15 protein-coding genes and 1 riboswitch are annotated in these 16,833 nt (G+C 46.1%); of the genes, 13 read left to right on the top strand and 2 right to left on the bottom strand.

The features are described 5' to 3' along the window. Nucleotides 1–207 precede the first annotated feature (207 nt). From B5F53_RS07145 to B5F53_RS07090, 12 genes are all read left to right on the top strand, one after another. Complete coding sequence (locus tag B5F53_RS07145) at nt 208–564, top strand: metal-sensing transcriptional repressor (RefSeq protein WP_087221804.1); 357 nt, start codon at nt 208–210, stop codon at nt 562–564. 62 nt (nt 565–626) lie between these two features. Next, nucleotides 627–1,472, top strand: a complete 846-nt coding sequence (locus tag B5F53_RS07140; RefSeq protein ID WP_087221802.1) for an Mrp/NBP35 family ATP-binding protein — start codon at nt 627–629, stop codon at nt 1,470–1,472. 138 nt (nt 1,473–1,610) lie between these two features. Continuing rightward, a complete protein-coding gene (locus B5F53_RS07135; protein WP_242970260.1) occupies nt 1,611–2,912 on the top strand; it encodes a putative DNA modification/repair radical SAM protein in 1,302 nt (433 codons plus the stop codon). A gap of 21 nt (nt 2,913–2,933) precedes the next feature. After that, the gene (locus tag B5F53_RS07130; RefSeq protein ID WP_087221797.1) at nt 2,934–3,707 is read left to right on the top strand and encodes a TIGR03915 family putative DNA repair protein; all 774 of its coding nucleotides are present in this window, start codon (nt 2,934–2,936) and stop codon (nt 3,705–3,707) included. A 190-nt stretch (nt 3,708–3,897) separates the two neighbouring features. Then, a complete protein-coding gene (locus tag B5F53_RS07125) occupies nt 3,898–4,125 on the top strand; it encodes an HPr family phosphocarrier protein (RefSeq protein WP_087221795.1) in 228 nt (75 codons plus the stop codon). Between the two features lie 121 nt (nt 4,126–4,246). Next, the gene (locus tag B5F53_RS07120) at nt 4,247–6,637 is read left to right on the top strand and encodes an ATP-dependent DNA helicase (protein ID WP_330396171.1); all 2,391 of its coding nucleotides are present in this window, start codon (nt 4,247–4,249) and stop codon (nt 6,635–6,637) included. Between the two features lie 186 nt (nt 6,638–6,823). Continuing rightward, a complete protein-coding gene (locus B5F53_RS07115) occupies nt 6,824–7,933 on the top strand; it encodes a hypothetical protein (RefSeq protein WP_140398220.1) in 1,110 nt (369 codons plus the stop codon). 95 nt (nt 7,934–8,028) lie between these two features. Then, nucleotides 8,029–8,125: riboswitch (THF riboswitch) on the top strand. A gap of 119 nt (nt 8,126–8,244) precedes the next feature. Further along, a complete protein-coding gene (gene folE / locus B5F53_RS07110) occupies nt 8,245–8,796 on the top strand; it encodes a GTP cyclohydrolase I FolE (RefSeq protein ID WP_087221830.1) in 552 nt (183 codons plus the stop codon). A gap of 22 nt (nt 8,797–8,818) precedes the next feature. After that, entirely contained in the window at nt 8,819–9,310 is a 492-nt protein-coding gene (locus B5F53_RS07105; protein WP_087221791.1) for an HD domain-containing protein, read from the top strand. A gap of 20 nt (nt 9,311–9,330) precedes the next feature. Then, the gene (folP, locus tag B5F53_RS07100) at nt 9,331–10,137 is read left to right on the top strand and encodes a dihydropteroate synthase (RefSeq protein WP_087221789.1); all 807 of its coding nucleotides are present in this window, start codon (nt 9,331–9,333) and stop codon (nt 10,135–10,137) included. A 10-nt stretch (nt 10,138–10,147) separates the two neighbouring features. Continuing rightward, nucleotides 10,148–10,969, top strand: coding sequence for a 2-amino-4-hydroxy-6-hydroxymethyldihydropteridine diphosphokinase (gene folK, locus B5F53_RS07095; protein ID WP_087221787.1), 822 nt, complete (start codon nt 10,148–10,150; stop codon nt 10,967–10,969). A 64-nt stretch (nt 10,970–11,033) separates the two neighbouring features. Next, nucleotides 11,034–11,408: a RidA family protein gene (locus B5F53_RS07090; RefSeq protein WP_087221785.1), complete on the top strand. Its 375-nt coding sequence runs from the start codon at nt 11,034–11,036 to the stop codon at nt 11,406–11,408. A 29-nt stretch (nt 11,409–11,437) separates the two neighbouring features. Here the strand turns inward: B5F53_RS07090 and B5F53_RS07085 are convergent, their stop codons facing one another. Both B5F53_RS07085 and B5F53_RS07080 read right to left on the bottom strand, forming a co-directional pair. Beyond that, nucleotides 11,438–12,010: an HD domain-containing protein gene (locus tag B5F53_RS07085; protein ID WP_087221783.1), complete on the bottom strand. Its 573-nt coding sequence runs from the start codon at nt 12,008–12,010 to the stop codon at nt 11,438–11,440. 9 nt (nt 12,011–12,019) lie between these two features. Next, nucleotides 12,020–12,889, bottom strand: coding sequence for a LysR family transcriptional regulator (locus B5F53_RS07080; protein WP_087221781.1), 870 nt, complete (start codon nt 12,887–12,889; stop codon nt 12,020–12,022). A 138-nt stretch (nt 12,890–13,027) separates the two neighbouring features. Here B5F53_RS07080 and B5F53_RS07075 point away from each other — a divergent pair, with 138 nt between their 5' ends. Then, entirely contained in the window at nt 13,028–16,795 is a 3,768-nt protein-coding gene (locus B5F53_RS07075) for a phosphoribosylformylglycinamidine synthase (protein WP_087221779.1), read from the top strand. The last annotated feature ends 38 nt before the right edge of the window (nt 16,796–16,833 follow it).

Below are 16,833 nucleotides of genomic sequence, written 5' to 3'. Positions count from 1 at the left end.
AAAATTTGACACAAAAAAAGCAGGTTTTATAAGGCCTACAAGTGATTTTTCATTTATTCAACTGTCAAACTCCCGGCTGCGGACGGAACCATAATATACGATATTGTGACTTCCCAGATGAAACAGCGGTGTTCCTTTACAGAAATTTAAACAACTGGTATAATGAACAGGGTAAAACCGGAAAGACAGATACAAAAGGAGGAAATCATGGGTGAGAACAAAACCGTGCACAGGCATGTGCTGGAAGACGGAACTGTAATTGAGCACTCCCATTCCCATGAACACGGACACGGGCATACGCACAGCCATGCACATACCAAGGCTGTCTTGAACCGTCTTTCCAGAGCAATCGGTCATCTGGAATCCATTAAACGGATGGTAGAGAGCGGACGGGACTGCAGCGAAGTTCTGATACAGCTGTCCGCAGTCAAATCGGCCATCAACAATACAGGGAAAATTATCCTGCAGGATCATATTGAACACTGCATTGTGGATGCAGTGGAACACGGAGATCACGAGGCCATTGAGGAGCTGGAAAAGGCCATTGACCGTTTTATAAAATAAGAATTCCAAAGTGCGCACAGACACTTACAGGAGAAAATATAAAAGAAAAGAGGAAACCTTTCATGAGTAAAGAATGCAACAGTACAACCTGCAGCAAAGAAAGCTGCAAAGGCTGCTCACAGAGCAAGGAAACACAGAGTTTCCAGGAATCGCTGAATGTATTTTCAGAAATTAATAAAGTAATCGGTGTTGTCAGCGGAAAAGGCGGAGTGGGAAAATCCTTCGTTACAGCATCACTGGCAAACCGGATGGCGGAAAAAGGCTATCGTGTGGGAATCCTGGACGCAGATATTACCGGACCATCCATTCCCAGAATGTATGGTTTAAAAGGTGCGGCTCAGGCTGACGACAATGGAATTTACCCCATGCTGACTAAAAACGACATTAAAGTAATATCCGTAAATCTCCTTCTTCCCACAGAAGAGACTCCTGTTATCTGGAGAGGTCCGATTCTGGCAAATATGGTAAAACAGTTCTGGACCGACGTAATCTGGGGAAATCTGGACTATCTGTTTGTGGATATGCCTCCGGGAACCGGCGATGTACCGCTGACTGTATTCCAGTCCCTTCCTCTGGACGGAGTTGTGATTGTCTCTTCACCGCAGGATCTGGTAAAAATGATTGTGAAAAAAGCCTATAATATGGCGGATATGATGCACGTACCGATTCTGGGACTGGTGGAAAACTACAGCTATGTGAAATGTCCGGACTGTGGAAAGGAAATCCCGATCTTCGGAAAGAGCGATATTGATGCCATTGCCGGCGAACTGAAAGTTCCGGTACTCGGAAAAATGCCCATTGATATTTCTTATGCTGAGAAAGCGGATACCGGATCCTTTGATGAGATCCATAATGAATATTTAAAGGATGCTGATTCCTTATTAATAAAACTTCAGAAAGAAGCATAAATTGCAGAAACACTGGGAAACAGATGTCCCGGGAGATACAAAAAAAGAAGTCTGTATTTCCCGGGATTTTTTCTTGACAAATAAGAACATATGTTCTAATATAATAACAAACATATGTTCTGTCTGGAGGGAGAAGATTTGGAAACCATAATACAGAAGAGAGAATCTTTGGGAGAGAAGCTGCGGATTTTATCCGATGCGGCAAAATATGATGTGGCCTGCACTTCCAGCGGTGTGGACAGACAGGGAAGCAGAAAAGGCATGGGAAACTGTCTTGCCTCCGGTATTTGTCACAGTTTTTCCGCAGACGGCAGGTGTATCAGCCTTCTGAAGATCCTGATGACCAACGAATGTGTATTTGACTGTAAGTACTGCTTAAACCGGGTTTCCAATGATATTGAAAGAGCCACCTTCACCCCGGAGGAAATCTGTCGGCTGACCATGGAGTTTTACAGGAGAAATTTTATTGAAGGGCTCTTTTTAAGCTCCGGCGTGAAGGGAAGTCCCGACGAAACCATGGAACAGATGATAAAGGCGGTCTGGCTGCTTCGGAATAAGTACGGATTTCAGGGGTATATACATCTGAAGGCCATTCCGGGAGCCAGTCAGGAACTGATTTCCCAGGCGGGATTTCTGGCTGACCGTATGAGTATCAATCTGGAATTTCCCACAGCAGAAGGGCTTAAGAAGCTGGCACCCCATAAGAGCAGAACTACCATTTTAAAACCTATGAAGGCGATTCAGCTTCGCGCACAGGAAAATAAAAGAGAGCTGACCCTGTACCGCCACAGTCCCCGTTTCGTTCCTGCAGGACAAAGTACGCAGATGATTGTGGGAGCTACGGGAGAAAGTGATTATGAGATTTTATCTGTGGCAGAATCCCTGTATCAGAAATTTTCCCTAAAAAGAGTGTTTTATTCGGCCTTTGTGGCGGTCAATCCCGATAGAGATCTCCCTGCTCTTCCCCAGGGGCCGCCTCTTTTACGGGAGCACCGTCTCTATCAGGCGGACTGGCTGCTTCGGTTTTATGAATTTAAGGCTTCTGAACTTCTGACACCCGGACAGCCCAATTTCAATGTGCTGATAGATCCCAAATGCAACTGGGCTTTGAATCATCTGGAAGAATTTCCGGTGGAAATTAACACGGCGGACTATCATACTCTGCTGAGGGTGCCGGGAATCGGAACCAAGTCTGCCTGGAGAATTATAGGAGCGAGAAGATACGGAGGGCTGGATTTTGAACATCTGAAAAAAATAGGCGTGGTTTTAAAGAGAGCTCTGTATTTTATCACCTGCAACGGGAAAATGCTGTATTCTACGCCCATGGAGGCGGATTATATTTTACGGAATATCCTGGATCCCAGAGACTGGAAAGATCATCAGGGAAGAGACTTTCACCAGATGTCTTTCTGGGAGCTGGGAGGAGCAGGAAGGTTTTGAGATAAGAAAGGGGGAGAACCATTGAACAATCGGCAGATTTATCTTTGCGAGAATGATCTGGAGGGCATCTTTACCGCCGTTTATGAGGCGTGGAGCGGGAAACATCCCCATTCCCAGGTAGAAATAAGAACCAGGGAACCGGATAATCTGGAATTTTTCTGTGAGTATCACCAGGTAGCGAAAGATGAGGAAAAGTATCGGAAGGTGGACCATACGATCCGCAGAAAACTGGGGGAGAAAGTGTATGAGGAGATCTGTTATGCGGCGGCGGCCAGTGAGGAAGAAAAGGGAACCGCCATATATCAGACCCTTGTGGAGGGACTGGGAAGGACAAGACCCAATCCCTATGTGATGCAGAATCTGAGAAATCCCTATATCCGTACCGTCGCCAGACTGTATCAGAAGGTCTGGTATGAATATCATCATATGCTCGGGTTTCTCAGATTCCGGGAGGTGGAAGGGGACAGGCTTGTGGCAGAAATTCATCCCGACAGCGATTTGCTTCTTCTGCTGGCGCCTCACTTTTCCAGCCGGTTTCCCGGGGAAAACTGGATGATTCTGGATACAGGAAGGAAAACAGCCCTGCTTCATGTGAAAGACGGGGGAATCCAGTTGAAAAAGAACGTAGTCCTGTCTTCCCGATATGACCGGACCTGTCATCAGAAAGGGGAATACGAGGAACTCTGGGAAGAGTTCTTTCACAGCATTTCCATAAAAGAACGGGAGAATCCCAGGCTGCAGAAACAAATGCTGCCTTTAAAATACAGAGACTGTATGGTAGAATTTCAGAATTAAAATTAGTAAAAGTTGCTAAAGACAGTCAGGAGTATCTGAAAAAGAAGTGGAAAATGACAAAAAATGTTAATAATATTTGAAGAGTATTGACAATTGGACTTCTATGAGTAAAATAGCAAAGAGAAATCAAAAACACTTTCTTAACGGAAAGGCAGAAGTTCTGTTTTGCCTTGGAAGGGAGGACAATGTTATGATGGAATGTCAGATTAAATTAACAGAGACAGAAGATGTGAGAGAATTTGTTGCGGCAGCTACCAAGTGCGATTTTGACATTGATATTTTTTATAACCGGGTTACCATTGATGCAAAATCGATTCTTGGAATCTTAAGCATGGACTTAACCCGTGTGCTTACGGTAAAGTGTTACGGAGAAGATGAGAAGTTTTTAAACAGCATCCGTAAATTTGCAGTTGCTTAAAGTATTTGAAATCAGAGAAGGAAAGAGTACGGCTGAGAAGTATTCACATCCCTGAACGGGGTGGATACAGCGTACTCTTTTTTCATATCAGAGGAATGACCGGCTGCAGCAGGTTTTCCTTTTGTGGGGCGAAGAAGAAATGGAGACAGACAGCAAAAAAGTTCTGAAGATTTCTGTGAGAAATCTGGTGGAGTTTATCTTCAGAAGCGGGGACTTAGACAATAAAAAAGGCGGATGGTCGGATAGGGAAGCAATGCTGAAGGGCAGCCGGATCCACAGGAAGATTCAGGGCCGCATGGGCGGGGACTATCAGGCGGAAGTAACCCTGTCCCGGGACAATGAATACGAAAATTTTATTATCCGGGTAGAAGGAAGAGCCGACGGAATCCTGCAGGAAAAGGAACAGATATTTATCGATGAAATTAAGGGCGTTTACCTGGATCTTTCCCTGCTGGAAGAACCGATTTTCGTACACCGTGCCCAGGCGATGTGCTATGCCTGGATGTACGCGTCAGACAGAAATCTGGAACACATCGGAATTCAGATGACCTACTGCAATCTGGAAACAGAAGAAGTCCGGAGATTTCGGGAGGAATTTTCCCTTGCCAGACTGGAAGAATGGTACCGGGATTTAATGGATAAATATTTTCAGTGGGCTGATTATCAATACCGCTGGGAAAAGAAGAGAAACCATTCCATGGAGGGAATGGAGTTTCCTTTTCCTTACCGGAAGGGCCAGAGGGAGATTGTAGCCGGCGTATACCATACGATAAAAAAAGAGAGACAGATTTTTATCCAGGCGCCCACGGGAGTGGGAAAAACCATGTCTGCCGTCTTTCCGGCAGTACGGGCCATGGGGGAAGGTATGGGGGATCGGATTTTCTATCTGACGGCAAAGACCATTACCAGAACGGTAGCCGAGGAGGCTTTTCGGATTTTAAAAGAGAAGGGGTTAAGTTTCAAGACGATCACCATTACAGCCAAAGAGAAACTCTGTCTCTGTGAAGAAATGGCATGTACGCCCCGGCAATGTCCTTATGCCAAAGGCCATTTTGACCGGATTAATGACGCTGTTTACCAGTTGTGGACACGGGAAGACGCCTATGATCGGGAGCGGATTTTAGAACAGGCCAGGAAATGGCAGGTCTGCCCTTTTGAGCTCTGTCTGGATCTGGCTTCCTGGGTGGATGGGATAATCTGCGATTACAACTATGTTTTTGATCCCAATGTCCGTCTGAAACGGTTTTTTAAAGAAGGGAGCAAAGGGGATGGGATTATTCTCATTGATGAGGCTCACAACCTGGTGGACAGAGGAAGAGAGATGTACAGCGCCGGTATAAGTAAAAGCCAGGTGCTGGAAATAAAGAGGCAGATAAAAGGAAGCAGCCGGAAACTGACCAGGCTGTTAGAGAAGATAAACCGGAAACTGCTGGAATATAAAAGAGAATGCCGGGAATATGAGATCTACCCCAACGTGGGCAACCTTCTTTTAGACATGCTGAACTTTACCGGCGAGGCGGAGAAGTTTCTGGAAGCTCCCCCTGATGAAGAGACAGGAAAAGCAGTTCTGGATTTTTACTTTAAAATCCGGGATTTTTTAAATGTTTCGGAGCTGTTAGATGAGAACTATGTCATCTACGGAGAACTGACAGAGGACGGAGATTTCCAAATCAAACTGTTTTGCGTAAATCCGGCGAAAAACCTGCAGGACTGTATTCACCGGGCGAGATGTGCCGTCTTCTTTTCCGCGACCCTGCTTCCTATGGGATACTATAAAAGACTTTTCAGCACAGAAAGCAGGGATTATGCCGTATGCGCAAAGTCTCCTTTTCCCAGGGAAAACAGAAGTCTTCTGGTCGGAAGAGATGTAAGCAGCCGTTATACCAGAAGAGGGGAAGAGGAATACCGGAAAATTGCCGGATATATCCAAAAGACAGTCCGACACAGAGAAGGGAATTATATGGTCTTCTTTCCCTCCTATCAGTTAATGGAAGAGGTTTATGAAATCTATCAGCAGATGGCAGAAGAAGAGGGAGTGCGTTGTCTGCTCCAGGAACCGGGAATGAAAGAAGCGCAAAGAGAAGCCTTTCTGGAAAACTTTCAAAACAGCCGGGGAACGCTGGTAGGCTTTTGCGTTATGGGAGGAATCTTTTCGGAGGGGATTGATCTTACAGGGGAGCAGTTAATCGGCGCCGTTATTGTAGGCACAGGGCTGCCCCAAATCAGCAGGGAAAGAGAGATTCTGAAACAATTTTATGATAAGGCAGGGGAGAACGGATTCGATTATGCCTATCGCTTCCCGGGAATGAACAAGGTACTTCAGGCAGCGGGACGGGTCATCCGCAGCAGAGAGGACGAAGGGGTCATTCTCCTTCTGGACCAACGCTTTCTGGAGTCCTCCTACCGACGGCTTTTTCCGGAAGAATGGAATGATTTTCAGGTGTGCGGCCTGGACAGCCTGGAGCCCCGGATAGAGGCTTTCTGGAAGAGCCGCCGGGAAGCAACAAACTGAAGCCGGTATTGTAGACAAAAACCTTATTATGTACAATAGCTCTTGTTATAAACAGGGTTAGGTACACAGGGGATGAGATTATATATGGGAAAAATAAAAAGACACAGGAAAATGGCGGGATTGATTTTCCTGTGTTTTTGTATCCTTTTATTTCCAGGGAAAACCGGGGAACAGGACGGGGAGGTTTTGGCTTTACAAAAGCAGGAACAGACAGATATACCGAAAGAAGAAAACCCAAAAGAGGAGACAAAAGAAGAAGCTGGCCGGCCGGCGGTGGATGCAAAAGACCCTAAAGAGAAGGGAAATGTACCAGGAGATCCGTCGGAAGAAGAGATGGTGGAAGAGGAGACAGGGAATTTAAAGGAAGAATCTTTGGACTTACTGCAGCCGAAAACAGAATTTACAGAAACAGAAAGGATAAAAACCAGCCCTCTGGCCCTTCAGACAGAAAAGGAAGAGGAAGGGAAAGAGACGGAAGCTTCAGAGACAGAGCAGGGAGAAAAGACGGAAGCACAGGAAGATGTCCAGGAGGGAAAATATCCGGAAATTGAGACAGATTTACAGTCAGAGGAACTGGTGACAGAAAAGATAAAACGGTTTTATGTGGAAGGAAGGGACTATCAGGGAAATCCTCTGGGAGAAAGTTACCAGACAGTGGAAGGAAACGGAGAACTTTTGCAGGCAGAAGGAAGTCTGGAAGGAAGAGCCTATTATGAGCTTATGCTTGCCGACGGGGAAAATGTGGTTACGATTACAGTGACAGACAGCGAAGGAAGAAAAACTACCATAGAAAGTATTTTTTATTACGGAACCGGGAAGGGAACAGCTCTGTTCAGTCTGGAAGCACAATCCCTGGGGCTGGGAACATATTTTATCAGTCCGGTTTCCTTTGAAGAAGGGGCCAGTATTAAGGAAGTCATGCTGAAAGCTATGGAAGAGAAGGGATATGCGGGTGTCTGCAAAAGTGCGGGAGGCAGGAGAAGAAGCGGACAGGAGGAAGAATATCTGGATCAGGTTTTAAAGCCGGGTATCACAGAAGGCTTCCGGATTTCGGCAAACCTCCGGGAGAAACTGGAAGAAGCAGGATATGAGGAGAGGGAACACCGGGCGGATTCCCTTGGGACGGGAGACTTTTTTGAAGGATCCGGCTGGGAAATTTCGGTGGATAACGAGTATATAAACGGGATGGAGATCCATGAAAAAGTCAGAAAGGGAGCGATGATTCGGGTGCAGTTTTCCCTGTATTATGGGATGGACATCAAAGCCGGGGAAGAAAACCGGGAAAAAGACTGGTAAGTTTGTAAAGATTTTTCGATTACAGGTAGAAGTTGTCAGGAGAATGTGATAGAATGGGGAAAGATAGGTAGTACTGTCACAGGATAGAAAAAATATGCAAAATAGGATTTTGTGCGTCAAGTGTTCAGTGGATGGGGAGTTGCCGCCGAAACGAAAAGCTCGTCTTACGATGCAGAATCCGCACCCGTTGCAACAATATAGGAGAACATCTCATATTGTGGAGGGAATATTTTTCGACATATGTTCTATCACAAGATGGAGGTGTTTTTTTGTGTGAAAAACATTCTCCGGAAACAAAGGAGGATTTTTTTATGGATAAAGAAAAAATTATGGAAGGTGTGCGCCTTCTTCTGGAAGGCATCGGAGAAGATGTAAACAGAGAAGGACTGTTGGAAACACCGGAGAGAATTGCACGGATGTGCGAAGAAATTTACGGCGGTCTGAACGAAGACGGAGACCAGCACTTAAAGAAACAGTTTACGGTGGACAACAGTGAAATGGTTCTGGAAAAGGACATCACTTTTTATTCTACCTGCGAGCACCATTTACTCCCCTTTTATGGAAAAGCCCATGTGGCTTACATACCAAGCAATAAAGTAGCGGGATTAAGCAAGCTGGCAAGAACTGTGGAAGTTTACGCCAGAAGACCGCAGATTCAGGAAAAGCTGACCACTCAGATAGCAGACGCCCTGGAACGCAACTTAAATCCAAAAGGGGTGATGGTGGTAATTGAGGCAGAACATACCTGTATGACCATGCGGGGAATTAAGAAGCCGGGAAGCAAAACCGTGACCATGGCCACCAGAGGCTGCTTCCAGGAGGATTACCATATGCAGAAAATGTTTATGGATATGATTAAATAGAAGAAAAGGGCGGATATGAGAGATGAAACGGGTGAATCAAATCAGAAAGCACCCCCTGTACATAAAAACGGCAGAGGCTCTGGCTGTTCAGGAAAGGGACAGAGAGTTCTGCGGTCATTTGCTTACCCATTGTCTGGATGTGGCCAGAATCGCTTATATATGGAATCTGGAAGAACATCTGGGATATGAGAAGGAATGGATTTACGCAGCGGCCCTCCTTCATGATCTGGGAAGAGAGATGCAGAATCGAACGGGTCTTTCCCATGAGCAGGGAAGCGCCCTTCTGGCAGAGAAGATTCTTCCGGACTGTGGATTTGACCCGGAAGAAACCAGAAAGATTATGGATGCAATTCTGGCCCACAGAAGTAAGGCGAAAGAGGAAAGCCGCACAGAAGGAAGTCTGGGACGGCTGCTTTATCTGGCAGATAAAAAGTCCAGAAACTGTTTCGACTGTCCGGCAGAGCCCGGGTGCAACTGGGACAGTCAGAAGAAAAACCGGGAAATTCAGATATAACAGGCCGTGGGAGGAAAAAAATGAAAATCGGGACAAAAGAGTTTGACATAGAAAACAAAACGTATATTATGGGAATTTTAAATGTGACTCCGGATTCTTTTTCAGACGGAGGTCTGTGGCTGGACAGGGAGAAAGCCCTGTTCCATGCACAGCAGATGATAGAAGAAGGAGCTGCCATTATTGATATTGGAGGAGAATCCACCAGACCGGGTCATACCAGGATCTCCGATCAGGAAGAAATGGAACGGATCCTGCCGGTAATCGAGGCAGTAAGCAGCCGGTTCGACGTGCCGGTTTCTGTGGACACATATAAATCCCAGGTGGCAAAGGAAGCCGTAAAGGCGGGAGCCGCCCTTATCAACGACATCTGGGGGGCCAAAGGAGATCCCCAAATGCCCCGGATTATGGCCGAGACCCAGGCGGTGTGCTGTCTGATGCATAATAAAAAAGAAGCCGTATACGGCAATTTCATGGATGATATGCTCAATGAACTTCAAAGCAGCATTGATTTGGTAACGAAGGCCGGAGTCCGCAAGGAAAACATCATAACTGATCCGGGAGTGGGATTTGGAAAAACTTACGAAAATAATCTGGAGGCCATTAACAGAGTGGAAGAGCTTCATAAACTGGGATGCCCGGTGCTGCTGGCCACTTCCAGAAAATCGGTCATTGGCCTGACGCTGGATCTGCCTTCCAGTGAAAGAGTGGAGGGAACTCTGGCGACGACTGTATTGGGCGTATTAAAGGGATGCGCCTTTGTACGGGTTCATGATGTAAAGGAAAATAAAAGAGTCATTGATATGACAGAAGCAATTCTGGGAAAATAGGGGGATGAATATGGATCAGATATGGATTCGGGATCTGGAGATTTTCGCCAGACATGGTGTATTTCCAGAAGAGAATAAACTGGGGCAGAAATTTCTGGTAACGATTTTAATGGAAACAGATACCCATAAAGCAGGAGGAAAAGATGATCTGGAGCTTTCCATTGATTATGGAACAGTCAGTCACTTAGTAACAGAGCATTTTACAACGCATACCTGGAAACTGATTGAGACGGCTGCAGAAAGTGTGGCCAGGACGCTTTTAACCAAGAGCCAGAAAATTAAAAGGGTACAGGTGGAAGTGAAGAAACCCTGGGCTCCGGTGGGGCTGCCTTTAAAAGACGTCTCCGTTAAGATTGAAAGAAGCTGGCACAGGGCTTATCTTGCCCTGGGTTCCAATATGGGGGACAGAAAAGGGTATCTGGATATGGCGGTAGAAGATATTAAGAAAAATGAGAACTGCGTGGTAAGAAAAGTTTCTTCTTATATAAATACGGCTCCCTATGGAGGCGTAGAGCAGGATGATTTTTTAAATGCCTGTATGGAAGTGGATACGCTTTTAACTCCTCACGGACTTCTGGAATTTCTCCATAAAATAGAGAAAAAAGCAGGAAGGAAAAGGGTGATCCACTGGGGACCCAGAACACTGGATCTGGATATTCTGATGTACGACAAAGAAGTATTTGAAGATGAGGACTTAATTATTCCCCATGTGGAAATGCATAAAAGGGAATTTGTCTTAACGCCCATGGCGGAAATTGCCCCTTATTTAAGACACCCAATTTACCAGAAAACCATGGCGGAACTGGAAAGAGAATTGCGTGGGGAATCTTGACCCGCTCCTTATTTTTCGGTACAATATTGAAAAACGTACGACCTAAGGAAAGGAGCATGAAAAGATGAAAGTAGTACAGACAGAGAAAGCGCCGGCAGCAATCGGCCCTTATTCACAGGCAATTATTGTGGGAGATATGGTATACAGCTCCGGACAGATTCCGGTAGATCCGGCCACCGGGGAAGTTGCAGGTGATACCATCGAAGTTCAGGCAGAACAGGTTATGAAAAACCTGGGCGAAGTTTTAAAAGAGGCCGGAAGCAGCTATGAAAATGCAGTGAAAACCACCTGTTTCCTGGCTGACATGGGTGATTTCGCAGCCTTTAATGAGATTTACGCAAAATATTTTGTGAATAAACCGGCACGCTCCTGCGTGGCAGTGAAAACACTTCCCAAAAACGTACTTTGCGAAGTAGAAGTCATCGCAGTAGTAAAATAAGTGGTAAAAGACGCCGCATGATGAGAGAATCATCTGCGGCGTTTCGATTTGTGAATCTTATCCAGAGAGATCTGATTCACTTCTTTTTTCAGGGTTTTCATGTATTCTGAAAACTGAACTTCTTTTTCGCCGTAGGAAAGCTGGAGCTCATATTCCAGGGGGAGCCAGGTGGACAGGTCTGCTTCGTTATGCTGTATCAGAGCTTCCATTTTATCCAGGGCTTTGCAGACCCTGGCCTCCAGAGTTTCCAGACAGTTCATTTCCTGATATAAATCCCCAAATTCTTCCTTATAAGGAGAAGGCAGGGTTTCTATCCAGGAAGAGAGCGCCTGTTCTTCCGTTAGGGAATCCTGTTTTGTCTTTTCAAAGGCGGGAATGTCTCCGGTGAAAGCTTCCCCCATATCGTGCAGAATACACATTTTTAAAAGTTTTTCCATCTGTATTTCCGGAAACTCATCTTTCATAAAAATTCCCATCAGAGCCAGACGCCAGCTATGCTCTGCCACGCTCTCCCTGCGTCCCCGGGAAGTCCAGGAATGGCGGGGCGTATCCTTTAAGCGTTCTGCCAGATCCATAAGTTCTGTAAATTTCTGTATTTCCATAAATCCTCCTTAAAAATATTCCATAAATTTCTCTGCCACGGGAGTCATATGTCCGGTCTTCGGATGAACCAGCACCAGCTTTCTGGGCGGCAGTGGCTCCTGAATGGACAGAGAAATCAGTTCCGTATTCTTTTTTAACATATAGTCCGGCACGAAGGCGATTCCCAGGCCGATTTGGGCCATATCCACCAGTAAATCGTTGCTGCTTAACTCCACCTCGGGCACCAGTTTCAGTCCGTGGTTCTGGAAATGTTCATAAAGATATTCACTGGTGACACTGTGCTTGGTAAGGGTCAGAATCGGGTAATCCAGCAGTTCCTTTAAGGAAAGGGTTCTGGAATCCAGAGGAAAGCAGGAAGGATGAGCGGTAAAAACATCCTGAAACTCTCTCAGGGGGATCCGGGGATGGCTGGCGTTTAAATAGGAATTGGGAAAGTTGGAAATAATGAAATCCACCTGCCCGTTGTCCAGAAGCTTGGCGCATCCGATGGAAGTACTGTTTGTCACCTGAATCTGTACGTCCGGATAATCCTGATGAAACTGTTTTAAATAATCAAGGAGAAAATAGCGGCAGATAGTATCGCTGGCTCCGATGCGAAGCTGTCCCTGAATGGAGTCCTCATGGGTCAGTAAGGCCTCTCCCTCCGTAATCATGCGGATAGCCGGTTCAATGTGAGAGAGGAGAAGTTCTCCGTCAGGAGTGAGGGTGACTTTTTTGGTACTTCGGATAAATAACTGCCGTCCCAGTTTTTTCTCCAGGGTTTTTACCGACTGACTGACCGCTGACTGGGAAATGTAAAGCTGGCGGGAAGCTTCAGAAAAACTTAAGGTGACCGCCACATAGTAGAAAGCCCGGTATAATTCCAGATTAATATTCATAAAACTCCTTTTATTATAACAGATTATAAAAAATATAAGATATATTAATTTTACTAATGATATTTCTTATGATACTATAAAATAGATAAAGCTGCAAGAAAACGAAAACACAAAAAGTGAAAAGAAAGGAATATTTCTATGAGTAACGTAAGACGTGTTTATGTGGAGAAAAAACCTGCCTTTGTAGTACAGGCAAAGGAACTGAAACATGAAATCAGCAGTTATCTTGGAATTAAAACCGTTACCCGTGTCAGAGTGCTGATTCGGTACGACGTGGAGAATCTTTCTCAGGATGTTTTTGAAAAAGCCTGCCATACCGTATTTGCAGAGCCTCCTGTGGATGATTTATATTTGGAAACCTTTGATTTGAGCGAAAATTCCCGGGTATTTTCTGTGGAATACCTGCCGGGCCAGTTTGACCAGAGAGCCGATTCCGCTGTACAGTGCGTGCAGTTCTTAAAGGAAGACGCACAGCCGGTGATCCGTTCTGCCACCACCTATGTGATTGAGGGAGAAATCTCTGATCAGGAGCTGGAAGCTATCAAGAATCACTGCATCAACCCGGTAGACTCCAGAGAAACAGGACTGGAAAAGCCGGAAACCTTAATTACCCAGTTCCCGGAGCCGGAAGATGTGAAGACTTTTGAAGGTTTCTGTGAGATGGAAGAAGGGAAACTGCAGGAATTATATGCCTCTTTAAATCTGGCCATGACCTTTAAAGACTTCCTGCATATTCAGAACTATTTTAGAAACGAAGAAAAGAGAGATCCTTCCGTTACGGAAATCCGCGTACTGGATACCTACTGGTCTGACCACTGCCGTCATACCACCTTTTCCACGGAGCTTACAGAGGTTTCCTTTAAAGAGGGAGACTATAAAGATCCCATTGTAAAGACCTATGAGAAATATCTGGCAGATCGGGCTGTCATTTACAAAGACAGGGATGATAAATTTATCTGTCTGATGGATCTGGCGCTGATGGCCATGAAGAAATTAAAGGCGGAAGGAAAACTGCAGGATCAGGAAGAATCCGATGAAATCAATGCCTGCAGCATCGTGGTGCCGGTAGATGTGGACGGAAAAGAAGAAGAGTGGCTGATTAACTTTAAAAATGAAACCCACAACCATCCTACGGAAATTGAGCCTTTCGGAGGCGCTGCCACCTGTCTGGGAGGCGCTATCCGGGATCCTCTGTCAGGAAGAACTTATGTTTACCAGGCAATGCGCGTAACCGGTGCGGCAGACCCCACAATATCTGTAAAAGAAACCATGAAGGGCAAACTTCCCCAGAAGAAACTGGTTCGCGGGGCCGCTCACGGATACAGCTCCTACGGAAACCAGATCGGTCTTGCCACAGGCTATGTAAAAGAAGTTTACCATCCCAATTATGTGGCCAAAAGAATGGAAATCGGCGCTGTCTTAGGCGCAGCTCCCAGAAGGGCCGTCATTCGTGAGAACTCCGATCCGGGAGATATTATCATCCTTCTGGGCGGACGTACCGGACGCGACGGTATCGGCGGAGCAACCGGTTCTTCAAAAGTGCATACGGAAGCCTCCATTGAAGTCTGCGGAGCGGAAGTTCAGAAAGGAAACGCACCTACAGAACGTAAGATTCAGCGCATGTTCCGCAGAGAAGAAGTCAGTGCGATTATAAAGAAATGCAACGACTTCGGAGCCGGCGGCGTTTCTGTAGCTATCGGAGAACTGGCAGCAGGCCTTCGTGTAAATCTGGATAAAGTTCCTAAAAAATACGCAGGACTGGACGGAACGGAAATCGCCATTTCCGAATCCCAGGAGCGTATGGCTGTGGTTGTAGATAAAAAAGATGTGGAGAAATTCCTGGCATATGCCAACGAGGAGAACCTGGAAGCAGTGGAAGTTGCCGTTGTTACAGAAGAACCCCGTCTGGTACTGGAATGGCGCGGAAAAGAGATTGTGAATATTTCCAGAGCTTTCCTGGATACCAACGGCGCTCACCAGGAGACAAAGGTAGCAGTGGATATACCGAAAAAAGAGGGAAATCTGTTCGCGGATCGTCCGGACGTTGCCGATGTAAAAGGAAAATGGCTGGAAACCCTGTCTGACTTAAATACCTGCTCCCAGAAAGGCCTGGTGGAAATGTTCGACAGCTCCATCGGAGCCGGCAGTGTTCTGATGCCCTATGGAGGAAAATATCAGATGACAGAAACCCAGACAATGGTTGCCAAGGTTCCGGTTGCCAATGGAAAGACCGAAACAGTTACCATGATGAGTTATGGATTTGATCCCTATCTGTCCAGCTGGAGTCCTTATCACGGAGCGGTCTATGCAGTGACCGAATCGGTGGCCAGAATTGTGGCAGCAGGGGGAGATTATAAAAAGATCCGTTTTACTTTCCAGGAGTATTTCCGCAGAATGACAGAAGATCCGGAAAGATGGAGCCAGCCTTTTGCCGCTCTTCTGGGCGCTTATGCGGCACAGATGGGATTCGGCCTTCCTTCCATCGGCGGAAAGGACAGTATGTCCGGAAGCTTTAATGAAATTGACGTTCCCCCCACACTGGTATCTTTCGCCGTGGATGTGGCAAAGGAAAAAGACGTCATTACACCGGAATTAAAAGAAGCCGGAAACAAACTGGTATGGATTCGTCTGCCGAAAGACGCTTACGATCTTCCGGACTATCCGGCAGTGATGGATCTGTATGGAAGACTGCATGAAGATATGCAGAAAGGCAGAGTGGTTTCTGCTTATGCCTTAGATCGTCACGGAATTGCAGCGGCAGTAAGCAAAATGGCCTTTGGAAACCACATGGGCGTTAAAATTGAACATAATTTAGATCCGAGAGATTTCTTCGCTCCGGGCTTCGGTGATCTGCTCTGTGAAGTAAAAGACGGAAAGGTAGGAGAACTGGCCAGCACCTATACGGTGATCGGTGAGGTGACAGGAGACGGTAAATTCTCTTATTCCAATACGGAAATTACCATGGAAGAAGCTCTGAACGCCTGGAATAAAACCCTGGAAGGCGTATTTAAAACCCATTCCCAGGAAGAACCTCAGAAAGAAGAGGACTATGCAAAGGAAGTTTATCAGGCGAAAGAAATTTACATCTGTAAAAATAAAGTGGCAAAACCGAGAGTCTTCATCCCTGTGTTCCCGGGAACCAACTGCGAATACGACAGCACCAGAGCCTTTGAGCGGGCAGGGGCAGAAGTGGATGTGAAGGTATTTAAGAACCTGACCGCAGAAGACATCCGTGATTCAGTGGAGATTTTTGAAAAATCCATCAGCCAGGCGCAGATGATCATGTTCCCCGGCGGATTCTCCGCAGGCGATGAACCCGACGGATCCGCCAAGTTCTTTGCTACTGCCTTCCAGAACGAGAAATTAAAAGAAGCTGTGACAAAACTTCTTCAGGAAAGAGACGGACTGGCTCTTGGTATCTGTAACGGTTTCCAGGCGCTGATTAAACTGGGACTGGTTCCTTACGGAGAAATTACAGGCCAGAAAGAAGATTCTCCGACCCTGACTTACAATACAGTGGGACGTCATATCTCCAAAATGGTTTATACGAAGGTGGTAAGCAACAAGTCCCCATGGCTGCAGATGGCAGAACTGGGCGGCGTGTACTGTAATCCTGCTTCTCACGGTGAGGGCCGTTTCGTTGCCGGACAGGAGTGGCTGTCCAAACTGGCGGCAAACGGACAGGTGGCAACCAGATACGTGGATGCGGACGGAAATCTGCTGGTAAATGATGAAGAGTGGAATGTAAACGGCTCTTATCAGGCCATTGAAGGTATTACCAGCCCGGACGGACGTGTACTTGGCAAGATGGCCCATTCCGAACGTCGTGACGACGGTGTGGCTGTGAATATTTACGGGGAACAGGATATGAAGATCTTTGAATCCGGCGTGGCCTACTTTAAATAAAAACCATGTATTTTTGGAAGAAATAAAAAAATTTAAAA

Source organism: Blautia sp. An249 (genome assembly GCF_002159835.1).
GTDB lineage: Bacteria > Bacillota > Clostridia > Lachnospirales > Lachnospiraceae > Blautia_A > Blautia_A avistercoris.
This window is presented reverse-complemented; position numbering and strand designations above follow the sequence as displayed.

Bases quoted from the DNA above. Each gene is read 5' to 3' on its own strand.
- folP (WP_087221789.1), top strand. From the start codon at position 9,331: ATGAAAATCGGGACAAAAGAGTTTGACATAGAAAACAAAACGTATATT.
- B5F53_RS07080 (WP_087221781.1), bottom strand. From the start codon at position 12,889: ATGAATATTAATCTGGAATTATACCGGGCTTTCTACTATGTGGCGGTC.
- B5F53_RS07125 (WP_087221795.1), top strand. From the start codon at position 3,898: ATGATGGAATGTCAGATTAAATTAACAGAGACAGAAGATGTGAGAGAA.
- B5F53_RS07140 (WP_087221802.1), top strand. From the start codon at position 627: ATGAGTAAAGAATGCAACAGTACAACCTGCAGCAAAGAAAGCTGCAAA.
- B5F53_RS07085 (WP_087221783.1), bottom strand. From the start codon at position 12,010: ATGGAAATACAGAAATTTACAGAACTTATGGATCTGGCAGAACGCTTA.
- folK (WP_087221787.1), top strand. From the start codon at position 10,148: ATGGATCAGATATGGATTCGGGATCTGGAGATTTTCGCCAGACATGGT.
- B5F53_RS07105 (WP_087221791.1), top strand. From the start codon at position 8,819: ATGAAACGGGTGAATCAAATCAGAAAGCACCCCCTGTACATAAAAACG.
- B5F53_RS07075 (WP_087221779.1), top strand. From the start codon at position 13,028: ATGAGTAACGTAAGACGTGTTTATGTGGAGAAAAAACCTGCCTTTGTA.
- B5F53_RS07090 (WP_087221785.1), top strand. From the start codon at position 11,034: ATGAAAGTAGTACAGACAGAGAAAGCGCCGGCAGCAATCGGCCCTTAT.
- B5F53_RS07145 (WP_087221804.1), top strand. From the start codon at position 208: ATGGGTGAGAACAAAACCGTGCACAGGCATGTGCTGGAAGACGGAACT.
- folE (WP_087221830.1), top strand. From the start codon at position 8,245: ATGGATAAAGAAAAAATTATGGAAGGTGTGCGCCTTCTTCTGGAAGGC.